This window comes from Nocardia sp. NPDC056564 (genome assembly GCF_042793755.1).
GTDB lineage: Bacteria > Actinomycetota > Actinomycetes > Mycobacteriales > Mycobacteriaceae > Nocardia.
In genome coordinates this window covers 103,668-121,587 of record NZ_JBHTUR010000012.1, presented here as the reverse complement: position 1 = coordinate 121,587, position 17,920 = coordinate 103,668, and the positions used below count along the sequence as shown (strand labels likewise).

The following is a 17,920-nucleotide window of genomic DNA, read 5'->3' as shown; positions in this document are numbered from 1 at the left end:
ATGAGCTCGAAAAATGGGGGATTCTCCGTGCGGGGCGTGCGGGAGTGGCTGGAGGCGCCCGCCGCCTCGGTCGCCGAGCGCGGCGGCAGGCTGAACGTGCTGCGCGGGGCCGTGGCCCGGGTCACCACCCCGTTGCTGCCGGACGACTATCTACACCTGGCCAACCCGCTGTGGTCGGCCCGCGAGCTGCGCGGCCGCATCGTCGACGTGCGCAAGGAGACCGCGGACTCGGCCACCCTGGTGATCAAGCCGGGCTGGGGCTTCGACTTCAAATACGAGCCGGGCCAATACATCGGCATCGGCGTGCTGATCGACGGCCGCTGGCACTGGCGGTCCTACTCGCTGACCTGCCCGCCGAACTGGTCGGATCCGGAGGCCGGCGGCAAGCGGGTCATCTCGATCGCGGTGAAGGCGATGCCCGAGGGCTTCCTGTCCAGCCACCTGGTCAGCGGTGTCCCGGTCGGCACCGTGGTCCGGCTGGCCGCGCCGCAGGGTGGTTTCGTGCTGCCCTACCCGCCGCCGGAGAAGGTGCTGTTCCTGACCGCGGGCAGCGGCATCACCCCGGTGCTGGCGATGCTGCGCTCGATGGACCGGCGCGGCATGGTCACCGACGTGCAGCACCTGCATTCCGCGCGCACCGCCGAGGACGTGATGTTCGGCGCCGAGCTGCGCGACCTGCACGACCGGCACCCGAGTTTCACCTCGCACCTGAACCTGACCGGCGAGCACGGCAAGTTCGCGCTGGCCGGGCTGGACGAGAAGTTCCCCGACTGGCGGGAGCGCCAGACCTGGGCCTGCGGGCCCGCCGCGATGCTGGACGAGATCGAGCATCACTGGCGCGACGCGGGCATCGCGGACCGGCTGCACGTCGAGCGGTTCGAGATCGAGCGCGGCGCGGTCGGCGAGGGTGGCACGGTCACCTTCGGCAAGACCGGGCGCACCGCCGAGATCGACGGCGCGACCAGCCTGCTCGAGGCGGGCGAGGCGGCCGGTGTGCAGATGCCGTTCGGCTGCCGGATGGGCATCTGCCAGACCTGTGTGGTGACCCTGAGTTCCGGGCACGTGCGCGATCTGCGCAACGGTGACGAGCATCGCGAGGGCGACAAGGTGCAGACCTGCATCTCCGCCGCGGCGGGCGACTGCACCCTCGACGTCTGAGCGGGCGCCGGGCCGCGGCCCGGAACGCCGCCGACGTTCTTTGGGTACCCTCAAATCAAATTGAGCAGCGAAAGGACACCCGGTGGCAATCACCGATATTCAGGCGTTCGCCCACCTGACTGCGGCAGACATCGAAACACTGGGGCAGGAGCTCGATTCGATCCGGCGCTCGGTGGAGCTGTCGCGCGGCGAACGTGACGCGAAATACATCCGGCGCACCATCGCCGCGCAGCGCGCGCTCGAGGTGGCCGGTCGCGCGGTCCTGTTCGGCAGCCGCAACCGGTGGGCCTGGCTCACCGGCACCGCGTTGCTGTCGGTCGCGAAGATCGTCGAGAACATGGAGCTCGGGCACAACATCAGCCACGGGCAGTGGGACTGGATGAACGACCCGGAGATCCACTCCAGCAGCTGGGAGTGGGATCAGACCGGGCCATCGTCGCAGTGGCGGCGCGCGCACAACTACTCCCACCACACCTATACCAACGTGCTCGGCAAGGACGAGGACCTCGGCTTCGGCATCCTGCGGATGACCCGCGACGAGACCTGGCGCCCGATCCACCTGGTGCAGCCGCTGGCCAACCTGGTCCTCGCCGCCACCTTCGAGTGGGGCATCGCGCTGCACGACTGGAGCATCGAGAAGGAACTGTCCGGCACGCCGCCGCGCGAGCTCATGTCCGAGCCGAACCGCGAGTTCGGCCGCAAGATCGCCCGCCAGGTGGCCAAGGACTTCCTGTTCTACCCGGCGCTCACCGGCCCGGCGTTCATGTCCACGCTGAAGGCGAACGCGACCGCCAACCTGGTGCGCAACCTGTGGGCCTACGCGGTGATCTTCTGCGGCCACTTCCCGGACGGCGCCGAGAAATTCACCATCGAGCAGCTGGAGGGCGAGACCAGCGGCGAGTGGTACCTGCGGCAGATGCTCGGCAGTGCCAACTTCAAGGCCGGGCCCGCCATGGCGTTCATGAGCGGCAACCTCTGCTACCAGATCGAGCACCACCTGTTCCCCGACCTGCCGAGCAACCGATACTCCGAGATCGCGGTGCGGGTGCGCGAACTGTGCGACAAGTACGACCTGCCCTACACCACGGGCTCGCTCGGCAAGCAGTACCTGCTCGCCTTCCGCACCATCCACAAGCTCGCGCTGCCGGACCGGTTCCTGAAGGCCACCGCGGACAACGCCCCGGAGACCTCCTCGGAACGCAAGTTCGCCGGCATCACCCTGCCCTCGCTGCCGAGTTCGGACACCGCGAGCTGGCTCGGCGTCGACCCGGAGACCGGGCAGCGGCGCGGGCTGCGCTCGGCGATGCGCGAGGCCAAGGTGGTGCTCAAGGAGAAGGCGCGGCAGGAGAAGGAAATGCTGCGCGAGGCCAAGCGCGCGCTGCGCGAGAAGGCCGAGCACGAGAAGGAAGCGCTGCGCGAGGCCACCGTGGCATTGCAGGAGCGGGCCCGCACCGAGCAGGCCTCGTTGCGCCGCAAGGCTATTCGGCAGCGGGCGTTGTTCCGCACCCGCCGCCGCCGGTGAGCCGAAGGCCGGTGCTCCGCGGAGCACCGGCCCGGTCGGTCGGCCGATCGACGGCGCGGCCGCTGCGAGTTGCGCGCGAGCACCCGGCGGAGCAAGATGAGCGCGGGCACGGACAGGGTTCGTCACGCCGGAATTCCGTGCGGGAGAAGGCTTTACGCCGTAACGTCGATGCGCGCGGCCTAGCATCGAATGATCGTGAACGCAATGGGAGATTTGCCATATCCGCGTTCAGGTTCCGGTAACCTACGGTCTCGTAACTTACGGTACTGTAACCGCCATGGCGATCTCGGATGTCAAGGAATACGCACATCTCACCGAGGCCGACGTGGAAGCACTCGGCGCGGAATTCGACGCGATCCGGCGGGATATCGAAGCCTCGCGCGGTGCGCGCGACGCGCGGTACATCCGCAACGTGATCCGTCTGCAGCGCGCACTCGAGATCAGCGGCCGCGGCGTGCTGTTCGCCAGCTTCTTACCGCCGGCCTGGCTGGCCGGCGTCGCCCTGCTCGGCACCGCCAAGATCATCGAGAACATGGAGATCGGGCACAACGCCATGCACGGGCAGTGGGACTGGATGAACGATCCGGAGATCCACTCCAGCACCTGGGAATGGGACAACGCGGGCGCGGCCAAGCACTGGAAGCACACGCACAACTACCTGCACCACAAGTACACCAACGTGCTCGGCATGGACGACGACATCGGCTACGGCCTGCTGCGCGTCACCAGGGACCAGCGGTGGAAACCGTTCAACCTGGGCAACCCGGTGTACAACCTGGTGCTGCAGCTGCTGTTCGAGTACGGCGTCGCGATCCAGCACATGGAGCTGGGCAAGCTGGCCGCGGGCCGGTTCAAGCCGGGCACCCCGGAGCGCGCCGACTTCGAGCGCAAGCGCACCGAGGCGCTCACCAAGATGGGCAAGCAGGTGGTCAAGGACTACGTGATCTTCCCGGCGCTCACCGGCCCCGCCTTCTTCTCCACACTGACCGCGAACCTCGCCGCGAACGCGATCCGCAATGTCTGGTCCAACGCGGTGATCTTCTGCGGCCACTTCCCCGACGGCGCGGAGAAGTTCACCAAGGCCGACATCGATAACGAGACCAAGGGCGAGTGGTACCTGCGTCAGATGCTCGGCAGTGCCAACATCTCCGGCGGCCCGATCACCCACTTCATGACCGGCAACCTCAGCCACCAGATCGAGCACCACCTGTTCCCCGACCTGCCGAGCAACCGGTACGCCGAGATCGCGGTGCGGGTCAGGGAACTCGCCGAGAAGTACGACCTGCCCTACACCACCGGTTCGCTGCCGGTGCAGTACTTCAAGGCCTGGCGCACCATCCTCAAGCTGTCGCTGCCGAACAAGTACCTGCGCGACACCGCCGACGACGCCCCCGAAACCGCCTCGGAGCGCAAGTTCGGCGGCGCCACCACCCCGGTGATCGACCCGGAGACCGGCAAGCGCCGCGGCCTGCGCACCGCCCTGGCCGAGGGCCGCAAGCGCTTCAGCCGCCGCCCGGCCCCCGTCGCGCGGGAACTGCAACTGACGAAGTAAGACGGTCGAAACATGGCACTGCCCAATAACTCTCGCGATCTTGGCAGAGTTGGCGGCGCGGCATCCTGATAGGTTCGAAACGGCCCCGGAGATACGGGAGAACCGGGCCATCGAACCGGGAGGGACACCATGTTTCGCAAAGTCTTCTATGCCTGCGCCGCCGCGGCGACCATCGGCCTCGGCGCGACCGGGGTGGCGTCGGCCTACGACGGCCAGGTCTACTCCGGCCCGAACGCCGATTGGGACTGCGCCAGGCAGCTGGAACAGGACCTGGTGAACACCCCCGGCCTGCTGAGCGGCACCTGCGATCCCGATGGCAACGGCAACGTCGTCGAGCACTACGGGCAGTGGCGGCGCTGAGCATCTGACCGGGTGCGGGCGGCAGGGTATGCCGCCCGCACCATCGGGTTCCGGGCCGCGGTTCGCGCCCGCTGCCCGGCTGGTTGACTGAGCCGCATGTGTGCTGCTGAGCTGAGCGTTTACGAGGCAATCCGGACCCGGCGGGACGTGCGGGCCGAGTTCACCGGGGAACCGGTGGACGACGCGACGCTGTGGCGACTGCTCGAGGCGGCGCACCGGGCACCGAGTGTCGGCAATTCCCAGCCGTGGGACTTCGTCGTGGTGCGGGATCCGGCCACCCTGCGCAAGTTCGCCGACCACGTGGCCGACAAGCGAGTCGAATTCCGGGCCGGGCTGCCGCCGGAACGCGCGGCGACCTTCGAGCCGATCAAGATCGAGGGCATTCTGGAGAGCGGCACCGGCATCGTGGTCAGCTACGACCACGGCCGCGGCGGCCCGCAGGTGCTCGGCCGCGCCACCGTGCCCGAAACCGGCGTCTACTCCGCCGTTCTCGCGATCCAGAACCTCTGGCTGGCCGCCACCGCCGAGGGCGTCGGCGTCGGCTGGGTGTCGTTCTACGACCCCGAATTCCTCGCCGACCTCGTCGGCCTGCCCGAGGGCATCCGCCCGATCGCCTGGCTGTGCGTCGGGCCGGTGCACGAATTCCAGCCCACCCCCGACCTGGAACGCTTCGGCTGGCGCGCCGGCCGCCCCCTGCACGACGCCGTCCACCACGAGACCTACCGGGCATAACGCACATTTCCCGGTCTCCCGCAGGCGTTTTCGCTGTGCGGGAGATCACCGGCTGCGACACCGAAGCGTGAGGATTCACAGACCCGGCGATTGGGTACGCCACAGACGGATCCATCTCGGACAATGGATTTTGCTCGCGCGCTCGGTTTTTCAGCTTCAGGAGGTTTTGCCATGGCCAACGTCGATGCCGTCCGGTTGTCGAATGAGCTCGGCATCGACCTCGCGTCCGCCATGCTGCGCCTGCGCCGCGAGGGCCGCCCCGGCGAGACCAACCACGACACCTGCCTGCGCATCATCGCCGACGAAGGCGGCCGCAAACCGCAAACCACCCGCCGCACCTTCACCGGCTACGGCATCCGCCCCACCGCCGACGGCACCATCCCGGTAATCCCACCCGACCGCCGCCGCTGACCCCACCCCCACATCCCATCCCGCCCAACATCACTGGCCGATCCACACGCAACACACCCCCCGCCACGCCGCAACCCCACCCGGTCCACGACAGGCCAACCGGTACGCGGCTCGCCATCCGGTACGCGGCACCCTAACCGCTGCGCGACTGCCAACCGGTACGACAACCAGTGCGCGACAGGCGAACCGCCACGTGGCAGACCAGCCACTGCGTGACAGGCAAACCGTTGCGCGACCCGCTAACCGGCACAGCACCAAAGCGCGACAGGCCAGCCGCGACGCGAGCATGCCAACCACTGCCCGTACAGGCACCCAGTGCACGACAGGCCAACCCACACGGCAACCAATGCACGACGGGCCAATCGCTACGCGGCAGACCAACCACCACGTGGCACACCAACCACTGCATGACAGGCAAACCGCTGCGCGACCCGCTAACCGGCACAGCACCAAAGCGCGACAGGCCAGCCGCGACGCGAGCATGCCAACCACTGCCCGTACAGGCACCCCGTGCACGACAGGCCAACCGCTACGCGGCACGCCAATCGCTACGCCACAGGCCAACCGTTGCGCGGCGCCCCAAACCAGGTCAGGCGGCACGCCAACCGGTGCGCGGCACACAAAGTACGCGATAGACCAACCGATACGCGGCGGCAACCGGCACACCACAGGCCAACCCGGCACGCCTAGATCATGCGGCGTGACTCGACTATGGGCGGTCTATGGGGATGGTGGAAGCACAGGCCGGACCACCTGCGCGGCGCCGACATTGGCTCCGGGCAGGAACCCGGCGGGCAGGTGGATGGTCTTGCTGCGCACGAGATCAGTGGAGTCGTGCGCAGCAGGCAAAACCTGTGCGAGGGGTGCGGTCAGACGCGTTCCAGGACGGCGGAGGCGCCTATGCCACCGGCCGCGCAGATGCCGAGCAGCGCGGCGTTCTTCCCGGTCCGGGCGAGTTCGTTGGCCATCGTGGTGACCATCCGGGCGCCGGTGGCGCCGAACGGGTGGCCCAGCGAGACCGAGCCGCCGTGCACATTGAGCGTGTCGATGTCGACCTCGCCGACCGCGGTGTCCCGATCGAGGCGGGTCTTGGCCCAGTCGGTGCTGCCGAGCGCGGCCAGCACGGACAGCGTCTGCGCCGCGAACGCCTCGTGGATATCGACGAAATCGATGTCGCTCAACGACATTCCGGCCTTGTCCAGCGCCCGCGGCATGGAGATCGCCGGGCCGATCAGCACCTGATCCGCCGGATCCACGCTGACGTAGCTCCACGACCGGAATGCCGCCAGCGGCCGATACCCGAGTTCGAGCGCCTTCTCCTCGCTCATCAACAGCACCGCGGCGGCACCGTCGGTGAGCGGGCTGGCGTTGCCGGCCGTCACGGTGCCGTTTTCGGCGAACACCGGCTTCAGTTTCGACAGTTTTTCGATGCTGGTGTCCCCGCGAACCAGCCCGTCGCGCGCGATCTCGGTGCCCTCGGGCGTCCGCACCCGCAACACCTCGTCGTCGAACCGGCCCGAGTCGATGGCCGCGGCGGCGCGATGGTGCGACCGCGCGGCGAACTCGTCCTGATCGGCCCGGCTGACCCCGTGGATCCTGGCCATCTTCTCCGCCGACTCCCCCATCACCTCGCCAGTGGTCCGCTCGGCGATCTTCGGCCGGCTCGGCAGCAGATCGGTGAACGGCGCGAGCTGGGTGAGCGCGGACAGATAGTCCTTCGGCTTCGGCTTGCCCAGGGCCAGCGGGGCGGCCGCGTGCACCACCTTCTGCGGCAGCTTGACCTCGGCGTTGGAGGTCGAATCGCTGCCGCCGGCGATCATGATGTCGTATTCGCCGCGTTCGATCGCGGCCGCGGCGGAGGTCACCGCCTGCAGGCCGGACGCGCAGGCGCGGGTCACCGTGTATCCCTCGCAACCCGGGTCCAACCGCAGGTCGAGGGCGATCTCCCGGGCGATGTTGGGCGCCGCGCTGGGCAGGATGACCCCGCCCCAGACGATCGCCTGCACCTGAGCGCCGGGCAGCCCGGTCCGCTCGAGCACCCCGCGGACGGCGGCATCGGCGAGCGCGATGGAGTCCATGCGCGTGTATCCGGTGAACGCACGCACGAACGGCGTGCGCGCACCGGACACGATCACGGCACGGCGAGCAGCCTTGGTGGCCATGCGATTTCCTTTCGAGAGATCTATGACCACCAAACTTACTCCATAGTAAGTTCACCGTCGACCCCCTTCGCCGACGGTGATCCCGTGCGCAGCGGCGATCCCCTCCACCGTCGCTGGTTCCGGCCTGCCGCGCGCCGTTGCGCAACAGACCGGAGGCGCCCGTCCCGACGAACGCCCCTGCTCGTCTCGGAACGCTCCGCAAGGCCGATGTCGTAGCGACTCGGCGCATCAGAACAGTAGCAATATTGCTACCGATTTTTCAAACACTTTCTATTGATTTGCCTTTCGCCCAGGTCGCGCCTACCCTTGAGCGCACTATGCATAGCCCTTCGGAGCTGTCGCGGCGCCAGAAGAGATTCGGCCGAATCATCAAGGAACGCCGGGACGAGCTCGGACTCACGCAGTTACAGATCGGCGACCTCGGGGGCCCTTCGGCACCGACGATTCGCAAGATCGAGGACGGCGACGCGGCGATCAGCACCACCACGCTGAACAAACTCGACGCGCCGCTGCGCTGGCTGCCGGGCAGTGCCGCGCGGACGTACGCGGGCGGCACGCCCGCCGTCGCCGACGACCTCGGGCCCACCGCCCGCCACCCCGGCGAGTCCGTCGTGGCCGGACCCGATTCGATCCGTTTCGAGATCGCCGACCTCACCGGCCTGCTCGCCACCGCGGGCCGGCTCAACGACGCGGTGGAGCAGGGCCGGGCGACCGATCCCCAATTGACCTCCGCGATCGACGAACTCAACCGGGTCGTCTCCAAACTCTCGGCGCGCTACGCGACCGCGATGCTGGAACGCAACGGCGGCCCCGGCCGCGTACTACACCCCCTCGTCGAAATGGCCTTCGCGCACCTGCTCGAGGTGCCCGCCGAAGCCAGCGAGGGCACCGAACTGCAGGAACGGCGATACCGGCGCTGGCTGGCCGGACGATCGGAGGACGTGGATGCTGCGACAGAAGGTCAGTTCCGGGCACGGTGGCTGGCTGCCAACCTGGCCACGACCGCGAGTCGAAACGGTGGGCACTGAGGTGACGGAGATGACGAACGGCACGCCGGCCAACGGGGCGCTCACGCTGAGCCACAAGATCAATCGGCTGTTCGCGGTCGTGCACCCGCGCTCGGCCCCGGAGCGCAGCAACGCGACCGTAGCCGCGCAGGCGGGCGAATACCTGCGCCGCACTGTCCCCGCGAGCCAGCTGGAGCGACTACGCCGGGGCGACTTCGACGGCGAAACCGCCGCCGCCGCAGTCGAACCGGACCTGCTGGCGGCGATCGCCCAGAGCTTCGGCGTGGCCGCGGACTACCTCACCACCACCGGACCCGCGGCCGCGGCCATCGACCGCGAGCTCGAACTCCTCGCGACCATGCGCGATGCCAACGTTTCCAGCATCGCGCTGCGCGGTTCCAACGTCGACCAGTCGATTCTCGCGCGAATCATCGAGAGCACGGATGGTCCCGTACCGCCGAGTCGGTAATATCGCTACCTACATGGGGGCACCGAGCTTGCTGTAGGAGATTCGATCGCATGGCCATGCAGGCCCAGTTCCGGAACCTGACCCGGGACGTACCGATACCGCACCCGTGGGATCTGTCGAACTACCTCGATGACGTCGCGCGGTACCGCGGCCGGGACATCAGCCTGCTGCCGATCGATACCGCGCTGCTCGCGGGCACCGGCTGCGGCACCGGCAGCGGACTGTGGATCGCCAAGCAGGACAGCGACGTCATCGTCTACGGCGCGGACACCACCGAGTGGCACGCCGAGCACATCATCGTGCACGAACTCGGCCACATGCTGCTCGGTCACGGCCCGGAACAGCCGACCGACGGCGAACCCGGTCAGTCCACCCCGACGGTGGCCGCGGTGGCCGAACTGCTGCCGTCGATCTCCCCCGAATCCATCGCCCACGTGCTCGGCCGCACCGACTACGGCACCACCCGCGAACGCGACGCCGAGACCTTCGCCGACATGGTCATGCTGCACGCGATGCGGCCGCCGCGCCGAGATTCGTTGCTGCACCGGACGTTCTTCCGCGACCGTCGTCGGTGAGCTCACCCGTTCCCGCGATCTTCGCGGTGCCGATGATCGTCTTCGTGGTCGCGGTGGCGATCGGGCGGTTCGCGCTGCTCAACCGCACCGCCACCGATCGCCTGCTGAACCGCTCGCTGGCCTGGACCGCGCTCTCGCTGGTGCTGCTGGAACGGGGCATCGCGCCGCGGTTCGGCAGCCTGACGCATCAGCTGTCGATGGGGTGCACCATCCTCGCGATCGCCTGTCTCTACGGCGCGGCGACGCTGTGGGCCGACGCCGATCCGCGCCAGGCCGCGCGGCGCCAGCGGTATTTCGACCTGGCCGCCGCCGCGTCCGTGGTGCTGATCCTGATCATCGGCACCCCCGATCGGCGCGCCGGGACGCTGCTCGGACAGTACAGCGGCTGGCCGGAATTCGTGGTGTCCGCGCTGATCTGGGTGCCGCTGATCGCGGCGGGCAGGCTGGTCTGGCGGGTCGGCCTGCGCGAGCTGCGCACCGGCGACGTCACGCCGTACGAGCGCTTCGTCTTCGGCGCGCTGCTGGCCACGCCGTTCATCGCGAGCGCCGGTCTGATCAGCTCGATCGCCCGGCACACCGGCGGATGGCAGGCCGACGACCCGCACCTGACCCGTTGGGCGGCACCGAATTTCGGCACCGTGTTCGTGCTCGCCGCGATGCTGGCGGTACCGCTGGCCGAGCTGGTGTCGGCGCGCGCGGGCTGGGACCGCTCGGGCCGCGACTGCCGCCGCCTGCGTCCGCTGTGGCGTGCGCTGACCGCGGCCGTACCCGAAATCGTGCTCCCCGCAAGCGGTTCGACGCCACCGGATGCGCGCCTGCTGCGCATGACGGTGGAAATCCGCGACGCCCTGATGCAACTGCACCGATACCTGCCCGCCGACCGAGCGCTGGACCCACCGAGCGATGAGCACTACGCCCGGCAGCTGAAGCAGGCGATTATCACCAAGCGCACCGGGGCCGCCCCGGCCGCGGTTGCCCGCGAGGCGGATCGTTTCGGCGCCGCGTCCAGCGACATCGACGCCGACATCCGCCGCCTTCTCGACCTCGCGCGGGCCTGGAATAGCGAAACTCGCAAGGCCTCAACGGTTCTGGGGTAATTCGTGGCGAGGCCGAGGTATCGGGACGGATGGATCTGCAGACCGAGGCGAAACTCCGGGCACCCAACTCGAGCGTTGACTGCCCGGAGCGGTGGAAAGGTGCGGACCCTGGACTATGCGAGCCGGATCAGGCCGTAGTCGAAGGCGTGCCGACGATAGACAACCGACGGTCGGTCGGTCTCTCGGTCTTGGAAGAGGAAGAAGTCGTGGCCGACGAGTTCCATCTGGTAGAGGGCGTCGTCGACGGACATCGGGGTCGCGGTGTGCACCTTGGTGCGAACGATATGACCGGGCCCGGCCGCGTAATCCGAGTTCTCCGGCAGGTCGTCGGTGCGGCGGCGGGACTCGCCGTCGGGGTGGTCGTGCGCGGCGGCGGCGCCGTTTCCGTTCGGTTGGGTGAACAGCGAGTCGTCCACGAGATCGGCGGTCGCCTGGGCGACGGAGACGGGGGTCTTGTCCCCGTAGTGCACCTTGCGGCGGTCCTTGGTGCGGCGCAGGCGGCTTTCCAGCTTCGCCGTCACCGACTCCAGCGCGGCGTAGAAACTGTCGGCGCAGGCCTCGGCCCGCACGATCGGGCCCTTGCCGCGCGCGGTGATCTCCACCCGCTGACAACTCTTGCGCTGCCGACGATTTCGTTCGTGGAACAGCTCGACGTCGAAAATGAAAATGGACGGATCGAAACGTTCGAGCCGGGAGAGTTTCTCCGCGACATAGATTCGAAAGTGATCCGGAACTTCGACATTGCGACCCTTGACCACGACTTCCGCGCGGGGCGTCCTGGTGCGGTCCGCAACGGATTGTTCGGTCACGTCCACGGTGCTGTCGTCCAACACCGAAGGATCGGCGTCTTGCACTGAAGGTCGTGAAGAAGTCGTCACGCGTACCTCCCGAATATGGCCGCACAGACAATCTGCGTGCGGCGGGAATGAGCCGTGCCGATCGACGATCTCTCGGCACATGATGTCCGAGGCGCCACCTCCAAACTCCCGGTTCGGGTGTGTGTTCGCGACGCTAGTACGACATCGGGGAGTGCGCCAGTGTTCACGCAAATTTCCCGGAGTCAAGCAGCACAGGTAACCAGTACCGCGCGTGTCGGCAGGCCGATCCGAGCCAGTGCGCGCACCGACTCGCGCGCGGTCGCCCCGGTGGTCAGCACATCGTCGACCAGCACTACCTCGGCGTTTGCCGGAATCCGCGGTATGGCCGCGCGACCGGGTAGTGTGGTGACCCGGCCGTGCAGATTGTGAGCCCGCTCACCGGGTGTCAAGCCCACCGAATCCCGCACAGCCCACCACACTCGGAGCACGGATACCATCTGGCTATCGGGCAGCCAACTCGCGGCTACCCGCGCCGTGCGCAGCACCGGATCGCCCCCGCGTCGACGGGCCGCGATCGCGCGGCTCGGTGCGGGGACGAGCACCAGCGGCCGATCCCCCGCCCGCAGGCGCGCCAGACCACGCGCCAGCGCGAGCCCGAGCGGCTCGGCCAGATCCCGCCGGCCCCGTTCCTTGGCCGCCAGCACCGCCCGCCGCCCCGGCCCCGCGTACGGCCCGAGCGCCCAGCACGGCACCCCCGGATCGGTCCGCGGCCACACCCGGATCGGCGGGGCCGCGAGCGCCGCCGCGCAGTCGGCGCACCAGCCGACCCCCGCGACCCGGCAGCCGGCACAGGACGCGGGCAGGATCAGATCGAGCAAGGTCCGCATCGCCCGAGTGTGCCCGCACCCACCGACAACGACCGCCGGGCACAGTCCGATTGCGTTGGCCCGGAACCGGGTACGTGGATCAGCCGGGCAGCACCGGGACGGCGTTCGCGCCGAGCCCGGGCACCTCGCGCCAGTACGGCTCGCCACCGTCCGGGTTGCTGGTCAGCTCCAGCACCGCACGCGAATCGGCGGCGTACTGATGTTCCGGGTTGGCACTGACCTGCCGCACCGGCGCGGTCAGGTTCCGGCTGGTCTGCGGGGTCGGCTGCGAACCGTCGATGAACACGGTGCCGACCGGGTCGACGTTGCCCTCCCTGGAGATGATCAACCGGTCGCTGCCGAACCAGGACAGGGACACCGCCGCCGCGCTCGAGTTGACCCCGACGGGCAACGGCGACGCCAGCGCGAATCCGCCACCCGGCTTCGGAATGACCACCGCGACATAGACTTTCCCGTCGGCGATCAAGGCCGCCCGCACCCCGGTGCGGGAGATCCGCAGCTCGGTGATGGGTGCCCGGAAGGCGGACCCGGAGCCCGCAGAGGCGAGCGCCGAGGTGTCGACGTCCTGCACCGACACGGTGTTGGTGGACCGGTCGTTGACCGCGCGGATCACCCGTTCGCCATCGATCACGGCCCAGGCGGCAGTGCCGTCGATGTTCCAGGACGGCCGGGTGATGGAGTTGCCCGCGGCGACCGGGATCGCGTTGCCGCCGTAGGTGCCGATCATCAGGGTGCGCGCCGGGTCCGGCGCGGGACGCCCGGTGTCCGCGACCCCGGCGACCAGCTGACTGTCCGGCGACAGCGCCGCGGACAGCAGGTTGTTCACCGTGCCGAAGTAGCCGGGCGCCGGGGTGATCGGCGCGTTGTTCTCCGGCACCTGCACCAGCGCGCCGCCGCGCAGCGCGTGCAGCCCGACCTGGGTGTTCCCCAGCGTCGGCTGGCTGTACTGCTGCACATCGGCGACCGCCCAGCCGCTGCCGGTGAACCGGTCGTCGAACGGTTTCCCGTCCGCCAGCAGCACATAGGGCCCGAGGATGTCCGCGCCGGCCAGCGTGAGCACCACCTGCGCGGCGAGCAGCTCCCGATCGTGCGGATTGAGCGCCGAGGCGCCGGCGAAGTCGATCTTCACCCCGCCGAGCCCGACGCCGACCTCGTCCGGATCGCCGTTGGCCTTGGTGATCGGGCCGCGCAGGGTGATCGGCGCGGCCAGCTCGTTGCGCAACACCGGGGCCAGCGCGGGCTGGGTGCCCTCACCGAGCATGGCCAGCAGCCGCTGGGTCAGCTGCGCCTTGGGCACCGCGGCCCAGCGCAGGTCGGGCACCACCACGCTGCTGGTCGGGTCGACGAAGTAGAGCGCGTAGCGCCGGTACATCTTGCCGAACGCGATGGCGTCCATGACCACGCCGTCGGGCAGCTCATCGATGCGCCACTCGTCGTTGACCTTGGTCATCTCGATCTTGTTTTCCAGCGGCGGATCGGCCGAGGCCCGGTACGCGCCGTTGCTGTCCAGATCGGCGATCTTGCGCGCCCGGATCCGATAGGTCGCCTTGTCGCCGGTGCGCGACTCGCGCAAGGTATCCGGCTTCTCCACGATCGTGGTGCCCGCGGAGTCGTCCCACTGCGCCGCGGCCGACGGGGTCATGTACTGGCGGGCCGCCAGGTGCCGGTTGGCCGGGTCGGCGGTGGCCAGCAGGAAGTCGCGCAGCAGCAGATCGGGGTCGCGCCCCTGGGTGGGCGGCGGCGGGCCCTCGGAGGTGGGCTCGCGGTTGATCGTGCCGAGGGCCTGCGGCGCCGAGGATTCCGGCAGGCTCGCACACCCGGACAGCACGACCAGTGCCGCGAGGGCCGCCGCGCCGAACGCGAACAGCCGCTGCTTCTGCGCAGAACCGACTCGCATTCTCATGACGGTACGTCCCCTGATTCGTTCACCGCGTCGGCCCCCGCCGATGGCTGCGCCGCCCCCGGTGCCGGATGCGGGACCGCGGTCGAGCCGTTCCCGGTCGACGGCGCCGCGACGCCGTCGACGGGGCTCGTACCCGATTCCGGCGCAACCGAATTCGGCACGATCTCCAGTTCGGCCTGCCGCACCACGACCTGCTTACGCACCGGTTCCAGGGACAGCGGGCTCGCGCCGAGCTTCTTGCCGCGCACCAGCGGCAGGGTCAGCCGGAAGCTCGCGCCGACGCCGACCTCGCCCCAGGCCTCCAGCCTGCCCTCGTGCAGGTTCGCGTCCTCCACGCTGATCGACAGTCCCAGCCCGGTGCCGCCGGAGCGGCGCATCCGGGACGGATCCGAGCGCCAGAACCGGTTGAACACCAGCTTCTCCTCGCCGGGGCGCAGGCCGACACCCTGGTCGCGCACCACCACCGAGACCGCGTTCGCGTCCACGTCGCCGCGCATCCGGATCAGCACCGGCTTGCCCTCGCTGTGATCGATCGCGTTGGCCAGCAGATTGCGCAGCACCCGCTCGACCCGGCGCGGATCCACCTCGGCGACCAGCGGGTCCTCCGGCATGTCGATGACCACCTCGACCCCGGCGTCCTTGGCCAGGTGGCGCACGGTGGAGATCGCCGCCCGCGCACACATCCGCACGTCCAGCGACTCGACCTGCAATTCGGCCACACCCGCGTCGTGGCGGCTGATCTCGAGCAGATCGTTGAGCAGGCCCTCGAATCGATCCAGCTCGTTCACCAGCAGCTCGGCGCTGCGAGCCAGCGCGGGATCCAGGTCGTCGCTGCTGCCGTGGATCAGGTCCGCCGCCATCCGCACCGTGGTCAACGGCGTGCGCAGTTCATGGCTGACGTCAGAGGTGAAGCGGCGCTGCAGGTTTCCGAACTCCTCCAGCTGGGTGATCTGGTTGGACAGGCTCTCGGCCATCTCGTTGAACGCCTGCGCCAGCCGCGCCATGTCGTCCTCGCCGCGCACCAGCATGCGCTCTTTCAGCCTGCCGTCGGCGAAGCGACCGGCGATCCGCGCCGCCGAACGGATCGGCAGCACCACCTGCCTGGTCACCAGCGCGGTGATCGCGGCCAGCAGGACCAGCAGCACGATGCCGCCGATCAGCATGGTGCCGCGGATCAGCGACAGGCTGCGTGCCTCGGTGGCCAGCGGGAAGATGAGATAGATCTCCAGCGTGGGGATCTCGGTGCTCGGGCTGCCGATGATCAGCGCCGGGCCGCGATAGCCGCTGGAGTCGGAGACGGTGGTGAACTGACGGCTGACCTGTCCGCGCCGGACGAAGTTGCGCAGCTCGTTGGGCACGTCCTGGATCGGGCCGGCCGCGACCTCCTGCTGGTTCGGTCCGACCATCGCGAGCACCACGTCGTAGCTGCCTGCCACGCCGGTCTGCGGGCCGCCGTCGCTGGACAGCGCGTTGCGCGCCGGCGTCAGCTGGTTGCCCGTGTCGTGCGTGCCGACCAGCTGGCTGTGCACCGCGTTGCGGGCACGGCCCATCTCCTCGACCGCCGCGTTGATCTTGGTGTCCAGCATCCGGTTGGTGATCTGATCGGTCAGCACCACGCCGAGAATGGTGATCACGATCAACGACAGGGTGATCGTCGAGACGGCCACCCGCAGTTGCAGCGAGCGCTGCCACAGATGACCGAGCAGTGTGCCCAGTTCGGTGAACCGGGCACCCATCGCCGCCAGCCGCCGCTCCAGTTGGTTTCTGGAGCGATCGGTCACGACCGAGCCTCGTCGGCGCTCGATGCCTCCGTCCGCACGAGCGCTGCCGCGCCTCGCTCACCGCGACGGATCACGGCGGTCCGGCCTTGTAGCCGACGCCGCGGACGGTCAGCACGATCTCCGGGTTCTCCGGATCCTTCTCGACCTTGGCGCGCAGCCGCTGGACGTGCACGTTGACCAGCCGGGTGTCGGCGGCGTGCCGGTAGCCCCAGACCTGCTCGAGCAGCACCTCGCGGGTGAACACCTGACGCGGCTTACGCGCAAGCGCCACAAGCAGATCGAACTCCAGCGGGGTCAGCGAGATCTGCGCGCCACCGCGAGTCACCTTGTGCGCGGGCACATCGATCACGATGTCGGCGATGGACAACAGCTCGGCCGGCTCGTCCTCGGTGCGGCGCAACCGGGCGCGCACCCTGGCCACGAGTTCCTTCGGCTTGAACGGCTTGACGATGTAATCGTCGGCACCGGACTCGAGTCCGAGCACCACGTCGACCGTGTCGGTCTTCGCGGTGAGCATCACGATCGGCACCCCGGAATCGGCGCGCAGCACCCGGCATACGTCGATGCCGTTCATGCCGGGCAGCATCAGGTCCAGCAACACCAGATCGGGGCGGATCTCGCGAACCGCCGCCAGGGCCTGTGTGCCGTCGCCGACCACGTGCGGGTCGAACCCTTCCCCGCGCAAGACGATCGTGAGCATCTCTGCGAGTGCCATATCGTCGTCGACGACCAGAATCTTCGGCTTCATAATTACTATGTTGTCATCTCCCAGGCCAGGATCGGGCTGCCACGCCAACACTGGTGTGAACCCGCCGCACATCTAACCCTAATGGGTAATCAAATCGGCCAATCGCCCAGCCAGCGTGGCTGGATCGTCACCTGATCGGAATATCCACCACGGCCCATACCAGTTCCCTTGAGCGAGCTCACGGTACACCGCGAGGGTGCGTTGCTGCAGCGCCGCGTCGCGTTCGTAGGCGTCCAGCGCCCGAGTGTGGTCCAGCTCACCTCGCCTGCGGGCCCGTTCGGCCGCGAGTTCCGGTGAGACATCGAGCAATACCTGCAACGCGGGCGCGGGCAGCTCGAACCGGCCGTACTCCAATTCACCTATCCAGCTGACGATTTTGCCGTCCGCGGGCTGTTCCAGCCGGGCCGCGTTGTAGGCGGCGTTGGACGCGACGTAGCGGTCGAGCAGCACGATGTCGTTGTCCGCCAACGACTTCGTCAGCTCGTCCCTGGCCTCGGCCCGGTCCAGCGCGAACAGCAGCGCCATCGCGTTGACCGAGTCAGCGAGATCACCGTGCGCGCCGTGCAGCGCCTCGGCGGCCAGATCGGCGTGCACCGAGCGTCCATAGCGCGGAAACGCGAGCGAGTCGATCCGCAGGCCGGCCGCCCGCACTCGAGTGGTGACGGCCTCGGTCAGTGTCCGCTTGCCCGCACCGTCGAGCCCCTCGATGACTACCAGCGCTCCCATGGCACGCAGACT

At 68.8% G+C, this 17,920-nt stretch carries 17 protein-coding genes; 10 read left to right on the top strand and 7 right to left on the bottom strand.

Annotated elements, in window-relative coordinates; genetic code table 11:
- From ACFQ9K_RS27505 to ACFQ9K_RS27480, 6 genes are all read left to right on the top strand, one after another.
- Positions 1 to 1,158, top strand: a complete 1,158-nt coding sequence (locus ACFQ9K_RS27505) for a ferredoxin reductase (protein ID WP_378723106.1) — start codon at positions 1 to 3, stop codon at positions 1,156 to 1,158.
- Between the two features lie 82 nt (positions 1,159 to 1,240).
- A complete protein-coding gene (locus ACFQ9K_RS27500) occupies positions 1,241 to 2,680 on the top strand; it encodes a fatty acid desaturase (RefSeq protein ID WP_378723107.1) in 1,440 nt (479 codons plus the stop codon).
- A gap of 277 nt (positions 2,681 to 2,957) precedes the next feature.
- Positions 2,958 to 4,232: a fatty acid desaturase family protein gene (locus ACFQ9K_RS27495; protein ID WP_378723108.1), complete on the top strand. Its 1,275-nt coding sequence runs from the start codon at positions 2,958 to 2,960 to the stop codon at positions 4,230 to 4,232.
- A 129-nt stretch (positions 4,233 to 4,361) separates the two neighbouring features.
- Positions 4,362 to 4,592 (top strand): hypothetical protein, encoded by a 231-nt coding sequence (locus tag ACFQ9K_RS27490; RefSeq protein WP_378723109.1) that lies wholly within the window; start codon positions 4,362 to 4,364, stop codon positions 4,590 to 4,592.
- 111 nt (positions 4,593 to 4,703) lie between these two features.
- The gene (gene bluB / locus ACFQ9K_RS27485; protein WP_378723124.1) at positions 4,704 to 5,324 is read left to right on the top strand and encodes a 5,6-dimethylbenzimidazole synthase; all 621 of its coding nucleotides are present in this window, start codon (positions 4,704 to 4,706) and stop codon (positions 5,322 to 5,324) included.
- Positions 5,325 to 5,495: 171 nt separating this feature from the next.
- Complete coding sequence (locus ACFQ9K_RS27480) at positions 5,496 to 5,735, top strand: hypothetical protein (RefSeq protein WP_378723110.1); 240 nt, start codon at positions 5,496 to 5,498, stop codon at positions 5,733 to 5,735.
- Between the two features lie 869 nt (positions 5,736 to 6,604).
- Here ACFQ9K_RS27480 and ACFQ9K_RS27475 read toward each other — a convergent pair.
- Positions 6,605 to 7,897 (bottom strand): acetyl-CoA C-acyltransferase, encoded by a 1,293-nt coding sequence (locus ACFQ9K_RS27475; RefSeq protein ID WP_378723111.1) that lies wholly within the window; start codon positions 7,895 to 7,897, stop codon positions 6,605 to 6,607.
- 317 nt (positions 7,898 to 8,214) lie between these two features.
- Between ACFQ9K_RS27475 and ACFQ9K_RS27470 the strand changes: the two genes are divergently transcribed.
- From ACFQ9K_RS27470 to ACFQ9K_RS27455, 4 genes are read left to right on the top strand one after another with little or no spacing between them, the layout of a single operon-like run.
- Positions 8,215 to 8,925 carry a helix-turn-helix domain-containing protein gene (locus ACFQ9K_RS27470; protein ID WP_378723113.1) on the top strand — a complete coding sequence of 237 codons (711 nt, stop codon included), beginning with the start codon at positions 8,215 to 8,217 and terminating at the stop codon, positions 8,923 to 8,925.
- 10 nt (positions 8,926 to 8,935) lie between these two features.
- Positions 8,936 to 9,373 carry a hypothetical protein gene (locus tag ACFQ9K_RS27465; protein WP_378723115.1) on the top strand — a complete coding sequence of 146 codons (438 nt, stop codon included), beginning with the start codon at positions 8,936 to 8,938 and terminating at the stop codon, positions 9,371 to 9,373.
- Positions 9,374 to 9,423: 50 nt separating this feature from the next.
- Positions 9,424 to 9,948 (top strand): hypothetical protein, encoded by a 525-nt coding sequence (locus ACFQ9K_RS27460; RefSeq protein WP_378723116.1) that lies wholly within the window; start codon positions 9,424 to 9,426, stop codon positions 9,946 to 9,948.
- Positions 9,945 to 11,045 (top strand): MAB_1171c family putative transporter, encoded by a 1,101-nt coding sequence (locus ACFQ9K_RS27455; protein ID WP_378723117.1) that lies wholly within the window; start codon positions 9,945 to 9,947, stop codon positions 11,043 to 11,045. The genes ACFQ9K_RS27460 and ACFQ9K_RS27455 overlap by 4 nt, the downstream gene beginning before the upstream one ends.
- A 113-nt stretch (positions 11,046 to 11,158) precedes the next feature.
- Here ACFQ9K_RS27455 and hpf read toward each other — a convergent pair whose 3' ends face one another.
- The 6 genes from hpf to ACFQ9K_RS27425 all read right to left on the bottom strand — a co-directional run bounded on the left by hpf (position 11,159) and on the right by ACFQ9K_RS27425 (position 17,908).
- A complete protein-coding gene (gene hpf / locus ACFQ9K_RS27450; RefSeq protein ID WP_378723118.1) occupies positions 11,159 to 11,923 on the bottom strand; it encodes a ribosome hibernation-promoting factor, HPF/YfiA family in 765 nt (254 codons plus the stop codon).
- A gap of 182 nt (positions 11,924 to 12,105) precedes the next feature.
- On the bottom strand, positions 12,106 to 12,750 hold the full coding sequence (locus tag ACFQ9K_RS27445) for a ComF family protein (RefSeq protein WP_378723119.1): 645 nt from the start codon (positions 12,748 to 12,750) through the stop codon (positions 12,106 to 12,108).
- Positions 12,751 to 12,829: 79 nt separating this feature from the next.
- On the bottom strand, positions 12,830 to 14,653 hold the full coding sequence (gene lpqB, locus ACFQ9K_RS27440; protein ID WP_378723121.1) for an MtrAB system accessory lipoprotein LpqB: 1,824 nt from the start codon (positions 14,651 to 14,653) through the stop codon (positions 12,830 to 12,832).
- Positions 14,650 to 16,389 (bottom strand): MtrAB system histidine kinase MtrB, encoded by a 1,740-nt coding sequence (mtrB, locus tag ACFQ9K_RS27435; protein WP_378983798.1) that lies wholly within the window; start codon positions 16,387 to 16,389, stop codon positions 14,650 to 14,652. The genes lpqB and mtrB overlap by 4 nt, the downstream gene beginning before the upstream one ends.
- Before the next feature lie 115 nt (positions 16,390 to 16,504).
- Positions 16,505 to 17,182 (bottom strand): MtrAB system response regulator MtrA, encoded by a 678-nt coding sequence (mtrA, locus tag ACFQ9K_RS27430; protein WP_069163595.1) that lies wholly within the window; start codon positions 17,180 to 17,182, stop codon positions 16,505 to 16,507.
- A 78-nt stretch (positions 17,183 to 17,260) separates the two neighbouring features.
- Positions 17,261 to 17,908: a dTMP kinase gene (locus tag ACFQ9K_RS27425; RefSeq protein ID WP_378722745.1), complete on the bottom strand. Its 648-nt coding sequence runs from the start codon at positions 17,906 to 17,908 to the stop codon at positions 17,261 to 17,263.
- Positions 17,909 to 17,920: the final 12 nt, after the last annotated feature.

Bases quoted from the DNA above. Each gene is read 5' to 3' on its own strand.
- ACFQ9K_RS27490 (WP_378723109.1), top strand. From the start codon at position 4,362: ATGTTTCGCAAAGTCTTCTATGCCTGCGCCGCCGCGGCGACCATCGGC.
- ACFQ9K_RS27465 (WP_378723115.1), top strand. From the start codon at position 8,936: ATGACGAACGGCACGCCGGCCAACGGGGCGCTCACGCTGAGCCACAAG.
- ACFQ9K_RS27425 (WP_378722745.1), bottom strand. From the start codon at position 17,908: ATGGGAGCGCTGGTAGTCATCGAGGGGCTCGACGGTGCGGGCAAGCGG.
- mtrA (WP_069163595.1), bottom strand. From the start codon at position 17,182: ATGAAGCCGAAGATTCTGGTCGTCGACGACGATATGGCACTCGCAGAG.
- mtrB (WP_378983798.1), bottom strand. From the start codon at position 16,389: ATGGGTGCCCGGTTCACCGAACTGGGCACACTGCTCGGTCATCTGTGG.
- ACFQ9K_RS27505 (WP_378723106.1), top strand. From the start codon at position 1: ATGAGCTCGAAAAATGGGGGATTCTCCGTGCGGGGCGTGCGGGAGTGG.
- ACFQ9K_RS27495 (WP_378723108.1), top strand. From the start codon at position 2,958: ATGGCGATCTCGGATGTCAAGGAATACGCACATCTCACCGAGGCCGAC.
- lpqB (WP_378723121.1), bottom strand. From the start codon at position 14,653: ATGAGAATGCGAGTCGGTTCTGCGCAGAAGCAGCGGCTGTTCGCGTTC.
- ACFQ9K_RS27445 (WP_378723119.1), bottom strand. From the start codon at position 12,750: ATGCGGACCTTGCTCGATCTGATCCTGCCCGCGTCCTGTGCCGGCTGC.
- ACFQ9K_RS27460 (WP_378723116.1), top strand. From the start codon at position 9,424: ATGGCCATGCAGGCCCAGTTCCGGAACCTGACCCGGGACGTACCGATA.
- ACFQ9K_RS27475 (WP_378723111.1), bottom strand. From the start codon at position 7,897: ATGGCCACCAAGGCTGCTCGCCGTGCCGTGATCGTGTCCGGTGCGCGC.
- ACFQ9K_RS27470 (WP_378723113.1), top strand. From the start codon at position 8,215: ATGCATAGCCCTTCGGAGCTGTCGCGGCGCCAGAAGAGATTCGGCCGA.
- ACFQ9K_RS27480 (WP_378723110.1), top strand. From the start codon at position 5,496: ATGGCCAACGTCGATGCCGTCCGGTTGTCGAATGAGCTCGGCATCGAC.